Raw genomic sequence first — 17474 nt, 5'->3', positions numbered from 1 at the left:
ATGCGGACCGCTTCCGGCCCGGGCACCGCGCCCACGCCGGGCGCGGCACGGGCGCGTCGTGTGGCGGTGGCACTCGGCGGCAACGCGCTGCTGCGCCGCGGTGAGGCGATGACGAGCGAGAACCAGCGGGTGAACGTGGCGGTAGCCTGCGCGCAGCTGGCGAAGATCGCGGCGGGCGTGGATCTGATCGTCTCGCACGGCAACGGCCCGCAGATCGGTCTGCTGGCGCTGGAGGGGGCCGCATACAAGCCGGTACCTCCGTACCCTCTCGATGTGCTGGGTGCGGAGACGCAGGGCATGGTCGGCTACCTGATCGAGCTGGAGCTGCGCAACCGGCTCGGGCCGACGCAGTCGGTGGCGACGGTGCTGACGATCACCGAGGTCGATCCGTCCGACCCGGCGTTCGACGCGCCGAGCAAGCCCATCGGGCCGCAGTACTCCGACGCGGAGGCGGCCGAGCTGGAGCGCGAACACGGCTGGCGCTTCGCACGCGACGGCGGACGGCTGCGCCGGGTCGTGCCCTCACCGGTGCCCCGGCGTGTGCTGGAAGCCGATCAGATCGGGGCGCTACTCGCCACCGGCTGCGTGGTGGTGTGCGCGGGCGGCGGCGGGGTGCCGACGGCCCGCGGCACGGACGGCGCGCTGACCGGTGTCGAGGCGGTGGTGGACAAGGACCAGGCCAGCGCGCTGCTCGCCCAGGACCTGGACGCGGACCTGCTGGTGATGGCGACCGACACGGCCGGGGAGTTCCTCGGCTTCGGCACCGCGGACCAGCAGCTGATCTCCCGCGCCCACCCCGATGCGCTCCTGAAGCGGTACAGCGCGCAGTTCGCCGCCGGTTCGATGCTGCCGAAGGTAGCCGCGGCCTGCAGCTTCGTGCGCGCCACCGGGCGGGAGGCGGTCATCGGCGCGCTGGCCGACATCGAGGCGCTGGTCGACGGAAGCGCGGGGACACGCATCTCGCTCGACGCGAGCGGCGTGAGCACGGCCGCGGCCGGGACCGGTCACGGCACCAGTACGAACGAGGAGGGCTGACATGGCACTCGGCGTCCATTCCGAGGTGGGCCGGCTGCGCCGCGTCATGGTGCACCGCCCCGGACTCGAACACACCCGGCTGACCCCGTCCAACGCCGCCGATCTGCTGTTCGACGACGTGCTGTGGGTTGCGCAGGCGCAACGGGAGCACGACGCGTTCTGCGGGCAGATGCGCGAACGCGGCGTGGAGGTGTTCGAAGTCAAAACACTGCTGGTCGAGGCGCTCGCCTCCGCCGAGACGCGGAACTGGGTCGCCGGACACCTGCTGAACGAGCGTCAGGTCGGGATCGTCGGCGCGGAGCGGGCCCGCGCCTGGCTGGAGGAAGCGACGCCGACCGAGGTCGCCGATTTCCTGATCGGCGGCATCACTCGCGCCGACGTCAAAAAGGATCTCGGCCTGGAGTGGCAAGCGGGCGATCCGACCTCGATGCTGCTGCCGCCGCTGCCGAACTTCCTGTTCCAGCGCGACCCGTCGTGCTGGATCTTCAACGGGGTGACGATCAACCCGATGGCCAAGCCGGCCCGCCGACCGGAGTCCCTGATCGTCGAGGCGGTGTACCGGTTCCACCCGATGTTCACCGCTGAGGAGTTCCCGGTCTGGCTCGGCGGCGCCGACGAGGACTGGGGCCAGTGCCACGTCGAAGGCGGAGACGTGCAGCCGATCGGCAACGGCACCGTGATGATCGGGATGGGTGAGCGCACCACGCCGCAAGCGGTGCAGATCATCGCCCGGCAGCTGTTCCTGGCCAACTCCGCCCGGCAGGTGCTGGCAGTACTGCTGCCGAAATCGCGCAGCTACATGCACCTCGACACGGTGATCACGATGTGCGACCGGGACCTGGTCACGCTCTATCCCGACGTGGTCGACCATGCCCGCATCTGGTCCGTGCGCCCGGGGGACTCGGTCGAGCGCCTGGTCATCGAGCAGTACGCCGGGACGCTGCCCGAGGCCATGGCCGAGGCCCTCGGCATCCCGGAAATGCGGATCGTGCCGACGGCCGGCGACCAGTTCGGGACCGAGCGGGAGCAGTGGGACGACGGCAACAACCTGGTGGCCATCGAGCCCGGCGTGGTCATCGCCTATGAGCGCAACACCGGCACGAACACCGCGCTGCGCAAGGCCGGCGTCGAGGTGATCACGATCGAGGGCTTCGAGCTCGGCCGTGGCCGCGGCGGCTCGCACTGCATGACCTGCCCGCTCGAACGCGACCCCCTGTCCTGACCACGCCGGCAGCCCTCGTCCCGCCTCCCGCCGCAAGCCACTGGAGCACACCATGTTCAACCTGCGCGGCCGAAGCTTCCTGAAAGAGGTCGACTTCTCGCCGGCCGAGCTGCGCTTCCTGCTCGACCTGTCCAGGGACCTCAAACGGGCCAAGTACACCGGCACCGAGCGGCCGCAGCTGGTCGGCAAAGAGGTCGCGCTGATCTTCGCCAAGACCTCCACCCGCACCCGGTCCGCCTTCGAGGTCGCTGTACACGACCAGGGCGGCCATGTCACCTACCTGGACCCGGGCGGCTCCCAGCTCGGCCACAAGGAGTCGGTCGCGGACACCGCCCGGGTGCTTGGCCGGATGTACGAGGCGATCGAGTTCCGCGGTGACCGTCAGGTCCAGGTCGAGGAACTGGCCCGGCACGCCGGCGTGCCCGTGTACAACGGGTTGACCGCCGAATGGCACCCCACCCAGATGCTCGCCGACTTCCTGACCATGCACGAGGCGAGCCACGAACCGTACGACCGGCTCGCTTACGCGTACGTCGGGGACTGCCGGTTCAACATGGGTCGCTCACTACTGGTCATGGGCGCCCTCATGGGGGCCGACGTGCGCCTGGCCGGGCCGCCCAACCTGCATCCGTCTGCCGACGTGACCGAGTTGGCCGCGGACATCGCGCGCAACACCGGAGCGCGCGTCACGGTGACCGAGGACCCCGCCGAGGCGGTGGCCGGCGTCGACTTCGTGCACACCGACGTGTGGGTTTCGATGGGCGAGAGCAAGGAGGTGTGGGCCGACCGCGTCAAGCTCCTCGCTCCGTACCAGGTCAACCGGGCTCTGCTTGCGGCCAGCGGAAACCCGGGCGTGCGGTTCATGCACTGCCTGCCCGCATTCCACAACGCCGAGACCGTAGTCGGCGCCGAGATCATCGCTGCGACTGGGATGGACAGCGGCATCGAGGTCACGGACGAAGTCTTCGAATCCCCGGCCAGCATCGTCTTCGACCAGGCCGAGAACCGCCTGCACACCATCAAGGCCGTTCTCGTCGCCACCCTCGGCACATGAGCGCTGTGGCCGAGCCGGCCCCCGAGTCCGGCGAACTCGCACACCTGGTACACCCGCGGCCCCGAGCAGGTCGTGCGCGCGTTCGGGGTCGACCCGGCTCACGGCCACGTTCGAGAGCCCTCGGATGAACAGGGCGATCGCCGTCGAGGTCGCCATCGCCGTGTCGGCCGCTCAGATGGACGCGCTGGGCCGCATCCTGGGGCCTACCGACCCGAATCTCATCCCGTGCGGCTTTGCTCTCCTACCCGTCACCGCCCTGTTCGCGCTCCGGGGACTCGGCGAACTCGTCGCACGACACCTCGGCGCGGCCGACCGGACCAGAAAGGCATCTGCGTGATGAGCGATCCGGAACAGCCCGAGCAAGGGCAGCAGACCAGGTACCTCAACGTCCGTCAGGCGGCATTCATCGGCGTCGGAGCGATGGTCGGCGCGGGAATCTTCGCCCTCCTCGGTGCGGCCGGCGAGGTCGCCGGGGCGGCCGTGTGGCTCAGCTTCCTGATCGCCGGCGTGATCGCCGTGCTGCAGGGTTATTCCTTCGCCAAGCTCGGCGCGCGTTACCCGTCCGCCGGCGGCCTGCTGGAATACGCGGCCGAGGGCTTCGGCCTGGGGCACGCCACCGGCATCATCGCCTGGCTGACCTACCTGGCCAACGCGGTGGTCACCGCGATGGTCGCCGTCTCCTTCGGAAACTACGCCACCTCGATGTTCGCCGGCGGCGACGCCGCCTGGGCCAAGGTGTTCGCGGCCCTGATCATCATCGTGATGACCGCGGTCAACATCGTCGGCTCGCGGCTGGTCGCCCGCTCCCAGACCGTCATCGTCTACGTGGTGCTCGGCATCCTGACCGTCTTCGCCGTAGTCACCCTGGTCAACATGGACCCTTCGCTGCTGGCGTTCTCCGGTTACCCCGCGTGGCGCGACATCATCTCCAGTGTCGCGTTGACCTTCTTCGCGTTCCTCGGCTTCGGCATCATCACCTTCACGGCCAAGGACCTGGCCAGGCCCGACCGTGAGCTGCCGAGGGCCATGTACCTCGCCCTCGGGATCGCCACCGTCATCTACATCGCCATCGCCCTCGGCGTGTTCGGCACTCTGACCGTGGAGGAGGTGGTCTCCTCCGGCGGCACAGCCCTCGCCGTGGCGGCCGAGCCCACACTCGGCCAGGCCGGTTACTGGCTGATGAGCATCACCGCCTTGTTCGCCACCGCCGGTGCGACCAATGCCGGGCTGTACCCCGCTGCGGGCCTGTCCGAGCGACTGGTCGACAACGGTCTGTTCCCGCCGCTCATGGCCCGCAAGGTGGGCGGCCGTGTGACTGCGGGCCTGCTGTTCGAGGCAGCCGTCTGCCTCGTGCTCGCAATCGCGTTCAAACTCGAAGCGATCGCCTCGATCGGCAGCGCCGTCGCCCTGCTCATCTTCGTGCTCATCACCGTCGCCCACTTCCGCGTGCGCAAGGAGACCGGCGCCAACCCGGCGATCCTCGGGCTCGCGGTCGCAGCAGCCGGCGGGGTCCTGGTCACTTTCATCGTCACCACCCTGATCCACGAGGTTGCCTCGATCGTCACCCTGCTGGCCATCCTGGCGATCAGTGCCGGGCTGGACTTCGGTTGGAACGGACGGCGCCGCGGCCGGACCGGCAGCTCCACGAACGCGCACGGCGGGTGACCTCTCTCGCGGACCTGCCAGCGAACTCACCCGCCTGGCTTGCGCCAGCTTCGACGTGGAAACGGCCGCCGCCGCCCCAGCACCCCGCCTGTGCACTCCTCCCCCAGCAAGCCGAAGAAGCCGGCGTCGCCACACTCGTCTGGCAGCGACGCCGGCCGTTCCACCCCGAGCGGCTCTACCAGGCCCTGGAGGACCTGCCCTGCGCCGCGGCCAGCAGCCGCGGCCGGTTCCTGGCTCGCCGACCGCCCCGACACCCTCCTCGCCTGGGACGCCGCCGACGGCGCGCTGTGCGTGAAGAGCGCCGGCCCCTGGCTGGCCTCGCTCCCCGACGCCGCCTGGGACCTGGTCCCCGCCATGCGCTGCTGTACAAGAAGGTCACCGACGACATCGGGTCCCGGTCGACTGGGCCGGCCGGACGCCGCCGTCGAACGACGAACCCGACTACCGCCTCGTCGTCATGCTGCTCGCCGACAACGCCGTCCCGGTGGACGCGGTCACCATCGCCCACACCGAGCGGCCCGACGTGTCGCGCAACCCGCGCGCGGACACGGCCGCCGACACCTCGTTCAACCTGCTCGCCGATGGCCTGCTGCGCTGGTCCCTCGACGCGCTCGGCGTCTCCTCGCCGACGGTCACGCTCGACGAACTGCTGGAGCTGGTCGCGCAGTTGGCTCTGGTCGAGGCCGAGAACGACGGCTTCACCTGGACCAACATCCAGGGTTTCCTCACCCACAACATCCACCTCCGGATCAGCGGCACCCCGGCGGGTGACACGGCCGACGACGTCTCCGGGACGCCGTTCCCGATGGTCCCGGTACTGAAGTGGACCTCGACCGGCCTGCCCGACCCGGCCGACCGGGACCGCGACTTCGCGACCTACCAGCAGATCGACGCGACGTACGAGACCGAGGCGATCGCGTACTTCGCCGAGCTCGACCCGGTCCCGCCCGGCGAGCGCGCCTCCTCCCTCACCGTGGCGGAAGAGCCCAGCGAGTCCATGGCGACCTTCGTGCTGCGCGACTACCTCCGCATGGTCGCCCGCGCCAGCGCTCAGGCCGCCGTGAACCTGCTGACCGGTTCCCCCACGAGGTGACGGAGAAGGACTCGCTCCACTCCATCGCTGCGAGCTTCGGGACGGCCGCCGCGCCGTACGAGGTCGCTGCCCGGGACACCGCGGACCATCTCGCGTCGTCCCTCGGCATCTCGGCGGCCGAGCTGCTGGCGCTGAATCCCGGCCTGCCGGACCGGCTGACCGCCGCGCAAGCCGGCGACACGCTCACGGTCGCGCTCGGCGTCACGGCGCAGTCGATCGCCGTCGCGAACCCCGACTGGCCCGTCGTCGCGGACGTCCCGGTCACCCTGGGCACGCTGCCGGTGCAGCTCGGCGCGGGCCAGTCGCTCGGTCAACTGGCCCACGCCCACCAGGCCGACCCGACCGCGCTGCTCGACCACCTACGCGACGCCACCCCGCTGCTGCACGCCGGCGCGACCGTGCCGCTGCCAGGGTTCGTGCACGCCGGGATGTCCGTCGACGACACCGCGGCGGTCTTCTACGTCCGGCTCGGGCTGACTCAGCCGAGCGAGGTGCCGCTCGCCGACTGGTACCAGCAGGCGATCGACCGGCTGGGCGGCAACCCGGCGCGACCGCTGCCCGCGACCCTCAAGGTGCCTGACGCCTACCAGAGCACCGCCACCATCACCTGGACCACCCTGCCGGGCGATACCGTCCTCGATGTCGCCGCGTACGCCGCGCTGATCCAGAACGTCGTGCCCGGCACGCCGTTCGCCGAATGGATGGAGGCGGTACGCACGGCGAACGAGCCGGTGGACCCGGAGGGCGTCCGCCTTCCGGCCGACGCCGCGGCCGTGGTCCTGCCGAACGACACCCTCCGCTCGCTCCAGGACCGGCTTCTGCGGCCCGCGGACCGGTTCGACACCTACGCCGCCGCCGCGGACGCGCTCGTACCGCTGGTCACCGTCGAGGTGCCGGGTGCGGTCGGCACGACGGCCTCCGGCCTCACCCTGCTGACGCTGGCCCAGCGGTACGCGCTCGGGCTCGCGGACCTCGCCGAGCGGATGGCCTTCGACACGGGCGTGCTGGCCGCCCAGCCCGAGCGGCAGCTCACCGTGCCCGACGTGCCCGCGATGGCCGTGGACGAGCTCATCGCCGCGATGCACGACGGCCCTGCGATGGCCACCGTGAGCGGCCAGGTCGCGCGGTTCGCGCTGGGCGGATTGCGCCTGCCCGCGCCGGTCCGGGTCGACGGCGAGTACCAGGCCACCGGGCCGATGACCGGTGGCTACCAGCTGATCGGCCAGCAGGTCACCGGCCCGCCGCCTCCCCCGGCCGGATCCTAGGACCCGGTCGTGACCATCACCGTCGACCAGGCTCAACCCGCCAACTGGCTGACCTTCGCCGACTCGGCCGTACACGACGGCGTGATCCGGCTCGACGCCGCCGAGGCCGACAACGCGGTCATCTCGATCAGCGCCGCCGACCTGCGGGACAAGTACCCGGCGACCGGGCTGGTGCCCGTCATCGAAAGCCCGCTCGCGGCCCTGCCGCTTTCGCACGAGATCGGCGCGCGCCACACCGTCACGCAGGTGATCCCGTGGCAGACGACCACCACCGTCCGGCTACCCACCGCACCCTCCGGCCCGCCCTCGCTGTGGCCGCTACCGAACGACCTGATCGCGCGTGCCGGGTCGGACCGCAGCGGCTCGGAGTTCCTGCTGGAGCAGACGACACCACAGACCGGCGCGGACGCCCGCTACACGGAGCTCGGCTGCTACGCGTGGGCGACGCTGGTCTCGTTCACCGTCCGCCGCGTTCCGGGCCTCGCGGGGACGGTCGAGGTGTTCGGCGCGAACACCGCCGACCGGCAGCGGATCGCGCAGCTCCTGGAGTACCTGCGGAGCATCCCCGAGAAGCCGGCGACCGGCGCCTTCCCGCCGGCGCCGCCCGGCGAGCGCCCGCTGCTCACCCTGCTCTGGCAGCTTCCGCCGTCACCCGGCCTCAGCCCGGGTCTGACTTCGACTCCACTCGTCGCCGACCGGACCTTCATCGTCCAGACGAACCTGTCCACCGAGACGCACAGCGGTCCCACGGCAGCCCGAAGCTCCATCGCGGGGCAGCATTTCGCGGCCATCTCCGACTGCGAGCGGTTCCTGACGCTGCTGTGGGAGTGCAGCGTCGTGGGTGGTGGCGGCTACTGGATGCAGTACCGCGGCGAGGTGCCCGACTCGATCTTCGACCAGGACGGGCTTGCCCGGTTGTCGCTGCTGGTGCAGCTCTCGTCGCAGTGCGGTGTCGCACCGGACCGGCACCTGTTCGCATTCACCAACGTCGCGGTGGTCGGGGACGGGGTGGATCCGGCGTCGGTCGCGCTCGCCGCGCGTGCGGTGAACCCGCCCGAGCTGCGGCCCGTCGCCTCGGTCGACCCCGGTCAGGTCGGGTTCACCGCGCGGTTCGCCAACCCGCTGGCCGACGACACCCCGCAGGGCCGGCTGCGCCGTCTGTACGGGCTGCTCGGTTTCCAGCTGGACCCGACGACGGACTTCTGCGGCAGTGTCGAGGGCCGGGCGGTGTCACCGAAGCCGGCGGACGCTACCGACGAACTCGGGTTCCTGGTGGCGAGCGAGGCTGCCGAAGAGGTCTGGGACCTGACCCGGATCGTCGACATCAGCCGGTTCGCCGTGCGGCACGCCCCGGCCGTGCCCACGGCACCGCCCTCCGTGGGCAACCCGTACGCCGGCGTCACCGCCGGCGCGCAGAGCCGGGTCTCGGTGTGGTTCCAGGACGTTTTCGGCAACCGGTCGGGCAGTCTGAGCCAGACCCCCGTGCCCGTCCGCTACACGGACCCGGTCATCGGCGTCGGCGCCTGGCCGTCGACCACCCTCCACTACACCGTCGAGCCGTCCGGCGTCCTGGCGGACCTCGCCGTCGCCGTCGACCTCCAGGCCGTCACCTACCAGCCGGGCGCGGCCGACCCCGGCAGCGCGGCCGCCGACGCGGCGACGCGCGACCGGGACCGTCTGGTGCCGGTCTACTACCAGGTCACCCAGCCCGACGTCCGGGCCGCGCTGCTCACCTCGCTCCAGCAGGATCCCGGATCGGAGCCCACCCCGCTCCCCGTCGACGTGGCCGTGCTGGGCCGGTACGTCATCGGTGCCCACGCGCTGCTCGGCTCGCTCGCAATGATCGCTTCCGCACCCGCCACCGACGCCGCGACCCTGGACGGCCTCTGCACGACCTACGGCGTCGGCTTCGACGAGCTGGGCACGGCGAACGCGGGCACGGCCATCAGCGCCATGCTCGACGCCGATGAACTGGCGGTACCGGTGAGCGCGGCGTTCCGTAACCAGGACACGATCGCCGGGTTGTGCGACGCGGTCGACCCCTCGCTCGACCCGGAACGGGTGCTGGTCGACGAGGACAACACCGTGCTGCCGCTCAACCCGTCCGTCGAGCTCGTCACCCCGTCGCGCGAGGCGGTGGTGGCGCCCGAGTCGCCGCCGGCCGAGGAACTCGCGGCGGCGCTGCGCTGCACCCTCAGGACGCTCGTGACGGCCAATCAGGGCCGCCCGGGGCTGCTCACCCCGGGGTTCGTCTTCGACTGCAACGGTGTCAAGGTCGAGGTCTCGTTCGACCGGCCGGCCAGCGAAGCGACACTGGCGGGCGTCGAGTCGGCGTTCCGGGACCTCGGTGTCCCGTTCGACGCCGCGCAGGTGGTGTCGCTGAACGCGGAGAAGCCGGGCATGTTCCGTGCGGGCGCGGCCCTTGAGGTCACGGGCTACCTCGTCGAGAGCGGCGACACCCTGCGCGACAACCGGGCAGGCCTCACACCAGAGCGGCTCGCGCCGCTGAACACCACGACCGTCGACCTCTTCACCCCGGGCACCCCGGTGTTCCTCACCACGACGCCGACGCCCGTACCGGCGGGCGACACGCTCAAGCACTTCGCCGACGTCAACGCCACCACACCCGGCGCGCTGTTGCGGCACAACGGCCCGGTCGCCCTCTCGACCGGCTCTCCCCCGGTCGTGCCCGGGATGTGGGCGTGGCCTTCGGATCCCGTCGCTCGGTGCCGTACACCGTGCGCGAGGGCGACTCGCTCGACGCCATCGCCGGGTACTTCCCCGGTGCCGATCTGGTCGAGGTCAACGCCGGGATGCCGGGGACCATCGCGTCCGGCGTCACCATCACGGTCGGCACCGAGTCGGTGACGATGGCGGCGCCCGTCTCGTTCGCCGAAGTCTGCGCGGTGTTCGGCCCGCCGGTCGACCTCGCCGCACTCGCCGCGGCGATCGGCGAGCGGACCGACGTGCTCGCGACCGGAGCGCTGCTGGTCTGCCCGCCCGGCGTGCTCTGCGCGCAGCCCGCAGCGGTCGGAGTGACACCGCAGGAGGCCGCGCGGCCGTTCGGCGTCACCCCGGTCGCGCTGCTCGCCGCGAACGCCGGCACACCGGGCCTGCTGCTGCCCGGGCAGGTGCTGCGCGGGCAGCAGCCCGGCGCGGACGGCACCGCGCCCACCGAGACCACCGCGGCCTGCGACACGCTGACCGCCGTGGTCGCAAGGTTCCGTCGTCGGGGCGTGACGACCGGCGTCGAGGCCATCGTCGCGGCGAACGCCGACACCGGATTCCTGCGACCCGGCTCGCGCGTGGTCGTCCCGCCGGCCACTGCCCGCCTCACCGGCCGGCTCGGCAAGTCGACGCCGGACGGCGTCCAGTGGTCGTTCCCCGGGCCCGTCTTCCCGGTCACCGTGGCGCTGGACCTCTTCCGCGAACCCACACTGGTCGACCCGGCGCTCGCCGCGACCGCAACGCGCGAGGCGACCGCCGTCCCCGCCGGCCGCAGCACGGACCCCGCCCAAAGCGATGCGCTCACCCTGGCGGCGTTCGCCGAGCAGGTCCAGCGCGCGGTGCCGGCCCTGCGGCTGGCGACGGCGCCGGGCGGCACGTCCGCCACCGATGTCTGGGCAGTCGTCTTCGGCACGGGTGGCATCGAGAGCGTCAGCATCGAGCCGCCGCTCAAGGTCGCCGGAACCAGGCAGCCGCGCACCTTCGCGATCCGCCCTCTCGCCACCACGCTCATCGCACGGCAGCACGTATACACCCCCGGGTTCGACGTCACGACCGGGCTGCTGACCGAGGGACAGACCCGCGACTACCAGGGCATCGACCTTGAGCTCTGGGCCCAGGGGTTCCTCGCGGACGTCGAACTACTCCTGTCGGCCGCGTACGTCCAGGGTGCGTACGAGCTGGGCCGGGACGTGCTCGACGGGATCATCGGCGTCAAGAAGACGCTCGCCGGCGCCGTCGCGGCGGGCCTGGACTACGTCCTCGCCGGGGAGACGCCGGACGCCGGAACCGATCCCAAGCGCGCGGCGGCTGTCGAACGGCTGCGTCAGGAGCTGCTCGTCTCGCTGGCCCTCGGCTACGCCACCTCGGCCGTGGTCCAGTACGACACCAGCGTGGCGTCCCCGTGGACCGACCCGTACGCGCGGCTGTCCGGCAACCCGGTCGTCGACTACCGGGACGTCCCCGCACACCTGCGCACCGCGACGGTGTCGAACGGCAAGGTCTCGCTCGCCGACGGCGACTCGCAGATCAATTTCCTGATCACCGTCCCCGACGTGGCCGAGCACGCCGCGCTCGACCTCACCCTCGACTTCGCGGGCGTCGAGCTAGAGTTCGGGATCGAGCGGGAGGTCGAAGGCTACGGCCGGTCCGACTGGCTCACCTTCGTCTCGCCGCTCGCCTCCGGCTCACCGCCCGCCCTGGACTTCGGCCTCGGGGCTCCGCGCGTACCGATCCCGCTGCGCGCGTACCCGCCGATGCCGATCCTGCTCGACCAGCACGCCGACGTCCCCACCCCGGGCGCCGGGCTCAGCGACGCGCTGCACTGGCAGTACCGGTGTTCGGTGCAACATCAGTCGGCCGAGCAGGACACCGTCGAACTCCAGGTCACGTACAACCAGTCGGCCCGCAAGCCGGCCGTCGCACCGGCGGGCGACCTGTTCGGTGCCCTGGCGCAGTACACCGCGGTCTCCGCTCCGCTGCTCGGCCTGCTCGCCGGGCTGCCCGACTGGGAGGCTGCCGACCCCGACGGGCGCACCGCCATGACGAACGCACTGGGCACGTACCGGACGCTCGCCGCCGCTGTCGCGCAGGCCTGGACCGCGCACTGGGCAGATGGTCCCGCGCCCGTGCCGGTGGTCCCCGTCGCAGGGTTCCGCCGGGCCGTGACAGCGTTGGCCGAGCGGTCGGCCCGCCCATATCGCTCGCAGACGAAGGCGACCAGATCGCTGTCGGGTCCCCACTCGAAGACGGTCTCCCGGATCTTCGGACGTGCCGGGGGCACACTCCCGCACCATGCTGACCGTTTACTGACCTCATCGGGATCGGAAAGGCTCTGACCTGCACGGATGTCCAGATGTCAGACGTTGGACGTTGGACGTTGGACGTTGGACGTGAACATGGTGCGAAGCATGGAGGATCTCCCGATTTGCCTGCTCCTTGCCCGCTCCGTGCAGGTCAAGGGCGATGGGCCGGAGCCCACAGCGCTTCGCGCTCGCGGTCAGCTGTCCGCAGGTCCTTGGGGCTCCGGCACCGCACGTCCGGGCCGGGGCCGTCCGCTGCCGACGGCGCGCAGAGGTTAGAAGATGGACTATGTGAGCAACTATCTGGGAGGACTCCGGCGATGGCTGCTCGGTTCGGCCACGAGACCCTCCGCTCGCCCTGGGCCCGAGCGCTCAGGGCGCCGTCAAGAGCGCCGGGAGCGCGCCCGCCCCCCTTTGGAAGGGACGCGGCGGCCGCAGCGGCTGTCCGCCCTCCTGAGCGCGCGCAGTGTGGCCGGCGAGGTGTTCCTCCTCCAGCTGGCCGTCGTGGTCCTTCTCGTCGCCGCCGCGGTCGTCGCGCTCGTGGTGCAGGCGCGGAGCTCCGCCATGCTGGACGCCCGGCACCGTACTCTCGCCGCCGCCGGAACGTTCGCGGAGTCTCCGGGGATCGTGGCGGCCCTCCGCAGCCCCCACCCCAGCGCCGTGCTCCAGCCGAGCGCCGAGGCGGCCCGGAAGATCGCCGGGGTCGACGGCATCAACGTGTACACGCTCGACGGGGTCACCATCGCCCACAGCGACCCGCGGCAGATCGGCAAGCGCGTCGTCGGCCCCTTTGCCAAGGCGGCGGCCGGCAAGTCCTTCACGGAGACGTTCTCGGGTTCCCTGGGGCAGTCCGTGGTCTCGGTGGTTCCCGTCAAGGACGCGGACGGCGGCGTCATCGCGGTCGTCTCCTCCCCCGTCACGGTCCAGAACGTCCAGAGCATGGTGAACGGGCAGCTGCCGGTCGTGCTCGGCAGCGCAACCGCGGTGCTCGCCCTGTCCGCGGGCGGCACCGCCCTGGTGAGCCGCCGGCTGCTGCGCCGGACCCACGGTCTGGGACCGGCCGAGATGACGAGGATGTACAAGCACCACGACGCGGTGCTGCACGCGGTCCGGGAGGGCGTGCTGATCGTCGGCGACCGCGGGCGGCTGCTGCTGGCCAATGACGAGGCGCGCCGGCTGCTGGAACTGCCGGCGGACGCGGAAGGGCTCCCCGTCACGGACCTGGGTCTGGAGGAGGGGATCGCGGAGCGGATCGCATCGGGCCGTTCGGCGACCGACGAGGTGCACATGGCGGGCGATCGGCTACTGGCGGTGAACATCCGACCCACCGCCCCGTACGGGACCGCCGGGACGGTCGTCACGCTGCGGGACACCACCGAGCTGCGGGCGCTGTCCGGACGGGCCGAGGTGGCCCGCGAGCGGCTGAAGTTGCTCTACGACGCGGGGGTGCAGGTGGGGACGACCCTGGACGTGGAGCGTACGGCCCAGGAGCTGGCGGAGGTGGCGGTCCCGCGGTTCGCCGACGTGGTCACGGTCGACCTGCTGGAACCGGTACTGCACGGCGAGGAGCCGCCCCGGCTCAATACCGAGATGCGCCGCGCCGCCTCCGTCGGCCTCCAGGGCGACCACCCGCTCTACCCCGTCGGCCGACTGATCCGGTTCGTTCCCACCAGTCCGATGGCCGCCGGACTGGCCGGCGGTCATGCGGTCCTGGAGGCGGACCTGCGCGCCACCCACCACTGGCGGGCCCAGGACCCGGCCAATGCCCAGCTGCTCCTGGACCGCGGCATCCACTCCCTGATCGCCGTGCCCCTGCGGGCCCGGGGCGTCGTGCTGGGGATGGCCGGCTACTGGCGGGGGGAGGACTCCCCGCCGTTCGACGAGGAGGACGTGTCCTTCGCCGAGGAGCTGACCGCGCGGGCGGCGCTGTCCGTCGACAATGCCCGCCGCTACACCCGCGAGCACAACGTGGCCGACACCCTGCAGCGGAGTCTGCTGCCCCGGGGCGTGCCGGAGCAGTCCGCCGTCGAGGTCGCACACCGCTATCTGGCTGCCCATGCAGGTGTGAGCGGCGACTGGTTCGACGTCATCCCCCTGCCCGGCGCCCGGGTGGCGCTGGTGGTCGGCGACGTCGTCGGCCACGGTCTGCACGCCGCCGCCACCATGGGCCGCCTGCGGACCGCCGTCTACAACTTCTCCACCCTCGACCTGCCTCCGGACGAGCTCCTGAGCCACCTGGACGAACTGGTCGCCCACATCGACACCGACGAGCAGGAGTGGGAGGGGATCACCGGAGCCACCTGCCTGTGCGCCGTCTACGACCCCGCCTCGGGGCGGGTGACGGCCGCCACCGCCGGTCACCCGGGCCCTGCCCTGGTCCACCCGGACGGCACCGTGTCCTTCCCCGAGGTACCGGTCTCCCCGCCGCTGGGCCTGGGTGAGGGCCTACCCATGGAGACCGCGGAGCTGACCCTGCCCGAGGGTTCCTTGCTGGCACTCTTCACCGACGGGCTGATCGAGGGCCGCGACCGCGATCCGGACGCGGGGCTTGCAGCGCTGCGCGCCGCGCTGGCCGGGCCCGCCCGCACCCCGGAGGAGACCTGCACCGCGGTGATCGACGCGGTGCTGCCCACGAAGCCCAGCGACGACATCGCCCTGCTGGTGGCCCGCACCCGCCGACTGGACCCCGCGCGGATCGCCGAATGGGACGTGCCCCCCGACCCTGCGGCGGTGTCCCGCGTGCGCAACGCCTGCGCCCGCCGGCTGGCGGACTGGGGCCTTGAGGACATCGCCTTCACGACGGAGCTGATCCTCAGCGAGCTGATCACCAACGCCATCCGCTACGGAAGCGAGCCCATCCGGGTGAGGCTGCTGTACGACCGCAGCCTGATCTGCGAGGTCTCCGACGGGTCCAGCACCTCCCCGCACCTGCGCCGGGCCGAGGACACCGACGAGGGCGGCCGCGGCCTGTTCCTCGTCGCCCAGTTCGCCCAGCGCTGGGGCACCCGTTACACCGCCCGCGGCAAGATCATTTGGAGTGAGCAGGCCCTCCACGACAAGGCGGTACCGGCTGTGGCGGTTCCGGAGGAGGCGCTCCTCGCCGGGTGGGACGACGAGCCGCACTGAGCCCAAGCCGGGGCGGCGGCTGGGACTGCCCGCCGGGGCCATCGAACGTACGCTGGTCTCGACCGGTACGCGACCGCCCGCCATGGAGCCTTCGTGCCCCCACCTCGTCTCCGGACAGCCGCCGTCGCAGTCTGCTTCGCCCTCGCTGCGGCGCCCCTCGCTGCCTGCGGAGACGAACCCGCCGCGGTGCCCAGGGCACCCGCGGTGGCCACCTCCGCCGCGGACGCCGGCGGCATGGCAGCACTGACCGAAGCCGCCAAGAAGGAGGGCTCGCTCAACACGATCGCGCTCCCCAGCGACTGGGCCGGCTACGGCGCCCTGATCGACGGCTTCGAGAAGAAGTACGGGATCAAGGTCACGGTGGAGAACCCGGAAGGGTCCAGCCAGGACGAGATCACCGCCCTGAAGGAGCACAGGGGCGACGGCCGCGCCCCCGACGTGATCGACGTGGGGGGCTCCTTCGCCCGGTCCGCGGCCCAGCAGGGCCTGCTCGCCCCGTACGAGGTCGCCCCGTGGGACGGCATTCCCGAGAAACAGAAGGACCCGCGCGCCCGCTGGTACGACAACTACGGCGGCTACGTCTCGATCGGCTGCGACGCCAAGCGCGTCAAGACCTGCCCCGCGACCTTCGCCGATCTGCGCAAGCCCGAGTACAAGGGCAAGGTCGCGCTCAACGGCGACCCGACGAAGTCCGGCTCCGCCCTCGCCGGCGTCTACGCCGCGGCCCTGGCGAACGGGGGTTCCTTCGACAACATCCAGCCCGGTATCGATTTCTTCGCCGAGCTCAGCAAGAACGGCAACTTCATCCCGGTCGAATCCACCCCTGCCACGATCGAGAAGGGCGAGACCCCGATCAGCATCGACTGGGACTTCCTCAACCTCGGATACGCCGAGGAATTCCGCGCGAAGGGCGCGGACGTCGACTGGCGGACCGCGATCCCCTTCGACGGCAGCTTCGCCGAGTACTACGCCCACGGCGTGAACAAGGACGCCCCGCACCCCGCGGCGGCCCGCCTGTGGCAGGAGTACGTCTTCGGCCCGGAGGGCCAGAACATCCGGCTCGGCGCCAATGCACGCCCCGTGCTGATGGACGCCATGAAGAAGGACGGCACCCTCGACAAGGCCGCCGCGGAGAACCTGCCGACGGTCGAGGGCACGCCGTCGTTCCCGACGGAGGCCCAGCGGGAGAAGGCGCGGGAGACGGTCAACCGCAACTGGGCCGATGCCGTCTCGGGCTGAGGTCCCGACCGGCCGGTGGCTCCACCGGGCATACCGGACGGGTACCGGGCCGGGTACGGGTGCAGGGGCCGGGTACGGGGCTGGGTACGGGGCCGGGTACGGGTACGGGTGGCGGCCCGGCCGCCGGGGCGGGCACCGTGTCGCACCCGGTGCCCGCCCCGGCGGTGCGTGTCAGGCCTGGAAGAGGGCCCGAACAGAGTCGTCGTAGGCGGCGCTGATCCGGAAGGCCTTCTCCGCGAGGGCCAGGCGGCGGGAGTGCGGGACCGCCGACGGGCTGCCCGCGCCGGCGTCCAGCAGGGCGAGGACCTCGTCGTAGTCGTCGGGGTCGCCGAGCGGGATGACGTGCTCGCAGTTCTTCGCGGCGCCGCGGAGCATCGCCGGCCCGCCGACGTCGATCTTCTCGCGGAAGGCGGCGAAGTCGATGCCCTGCTCCCGCTCGGGCAGCAGGTAGTAGTTGCAGGCGACGAGGTCGACGCGGGTGATGTCGTACGCGGCGATCTCCGCCAGGTCGGCGGGGGTGTCACGGGCGAGGATGCCGCCCATGACCGACAGGGTCAGGGTCTTGACCCGGCCGCCCAGCAAGGTGGGAGCGCCGGCCAGGTCCGCGATCCGACCGACCTGGTGGCCGGCGTCCGCCAGCTGCTTCTGGGTTCCCTCGGTCGCCACGACGTCCCAGCCCAGCCGCAGCAGGCCGACCGCCAGGGTGTCGATGTTCCGCTTGTCGCTCACGGCGAGCACGGCGAGCACG

The 17474-nt window shown here is 71.8% G+C and carries 11 protein-coding genes and 1 pseudogene; 11 read left to right on the top strand and 1 reads right to left on the bottom strand.

The genetic code is table 11. The features are described from left to right. The 11 genes and pseudogenes from OHA65_RS32580 (at position 1) to OHA65_RS32530 (ending at position 16726) form a co-directional block, all read left to right on the top strand. Positions 1-1035 carry a carbamate kinase gene (locus tag OHA65_RS32580; RefSeq protein ID WP_371646736.1) on the top strand — a complete coding sequence of 345 codons (1035 nt, stop codon included), beginning with the start codon at positions 1-3 and terminating at the stop codon, positions 1033-1035. 1 nt (position 1036) lies between these two features. Then, positions 1037-2257, top strand: a complete 1221-nt coding sequence (locus OHA65_RS32575) for an arginine deiminase (RefSeq protein ID WP_327279726.1) — start codon at positions 1037-1039, stop codon at positions 2255-2257. Between the two features lie 52 nt (positions 2258-2309). Then, positions 2310-3311, top strand: a complete 1002-nt coding sequence (argF, locus tag OHA65_RS32570; RefSeq protein ID WP_327279725.1) for an ornithine carbamoyltransferase — start codon at positions 2310-2312, stop codon at positions 3309-3311. Positions 3312-3435: 124 nt separating this feature from the next. After that, positions 3436-3648, top strand: coding sequence for a hypothetical protein (locus OHA65_RS32565; protein WP_327279724.1), 213 nt, complete (start codon positions 3436-3438; stop codon positions 3646-3648). After that, positions 3648-4976: an APC family permease gene (locus OHA65_RS32560; RefSeq protein WP_328764427.1), complete on the top strand. Its 1329-nt coding sequence runs from the start codon at positions 3648-3650 to the stop codon at positions 4974-4976. Before OHA65_RS32565 ends, OHA65_RS32560 begins: the two co-directional genes overlap by 1 nt. Before the next feature lie 37 nt (positions 4977-5013). After that, a pseudogene (locus tag OHA65_RS32555) lies at positions 5014-5336 on the top strand (GTP-binding protein); the annotation flags it as partial. Between the two features lie 97 nt (positions 5337-5433). Then, the gene (locus OHA65_RS32550) at positions 5434-6069 is read left to right on the top strand and encodes a hypothetical protein (RefSeq protein ID WP_327279722.1); all 636 of its coding nucleotides are present in this window, start codon (positions 5434-5436) and stop codon (positions 6067-6069) included. Further along, complete coding sequence (locus OHA65_RS32545) at positions 6066-7334, top strand: LysM peptidoglycan-binding domain-containing protein (protein ID WP_405763010.1); 1269 nt, start codon at positions 6066-6068, stop codon at positions 7332-7334. Before OHA65_RS32550 ends, OHA65_RS32545 begins: the two co-directional genes overlap by 4 nt. Before the next feature lie 9 nt (positions 7335-7343). Continuing rightward, on the top strand, positions 7344-10202 hold the full coding sequence (locus OHA65_RS32540; protein ID WP_405763008.1) for a hypothetical protein: 2859 nt from the start codon (positions 7344-7346) through the stop codon (positions 10200-10202). Positions 10203-12643: 2441 nt separating this feature from the next. Continuing rightward, complete coding sequence (locus OHA65_RS32535) at positions 12644-15487, top strand: SpoIIE family protein phosphatase (protein ID WP_405763007.1); 2844 nt, start codon at positions 12644-12646, stop codon at positions 15485-15487. A gap of 204 nt (positions 15488-15691) precedes the next feature. Next, positions 15692-16726: an ABC transporter substrate-binding protein gene (locus OHA65_RS32530; protein ID WP_405763473.1), complete on the top strand. Its 1035-nt coding sequence runs from the start codon at positions 15692-15694 to the stop codon at positions 16724-16726. A 171-nt stretch (positions 16727-16897) separates the two neighbouring features. Here OHA65_RS32530 and OHA65_RS32525 read toward each other — a convergent pair whose 3' ends face one another. Continuing rightward, complete coding sequence (locus tag OHA65_RS32525; protein ID WP_329315261.1) at positions 16898-17473, bottom strand: hypothetical protein; 576 nt, start codon at positions 17471-17473, stop codon at positions 16898-16900. Position 17474: the final 1 nt, after the last annotated feature.

The organism is Streptomyces sp. NBC_00045, from assembly GCF_045041095.1.
GTDB lineage: Bacteria > Actinomycetota > Actinomycetes > Streptomycetales > Streptomycetaceae > Streptomyces.
This window is presented reverse-complemented; position numbering and strand designations above follow the sequence as displayed.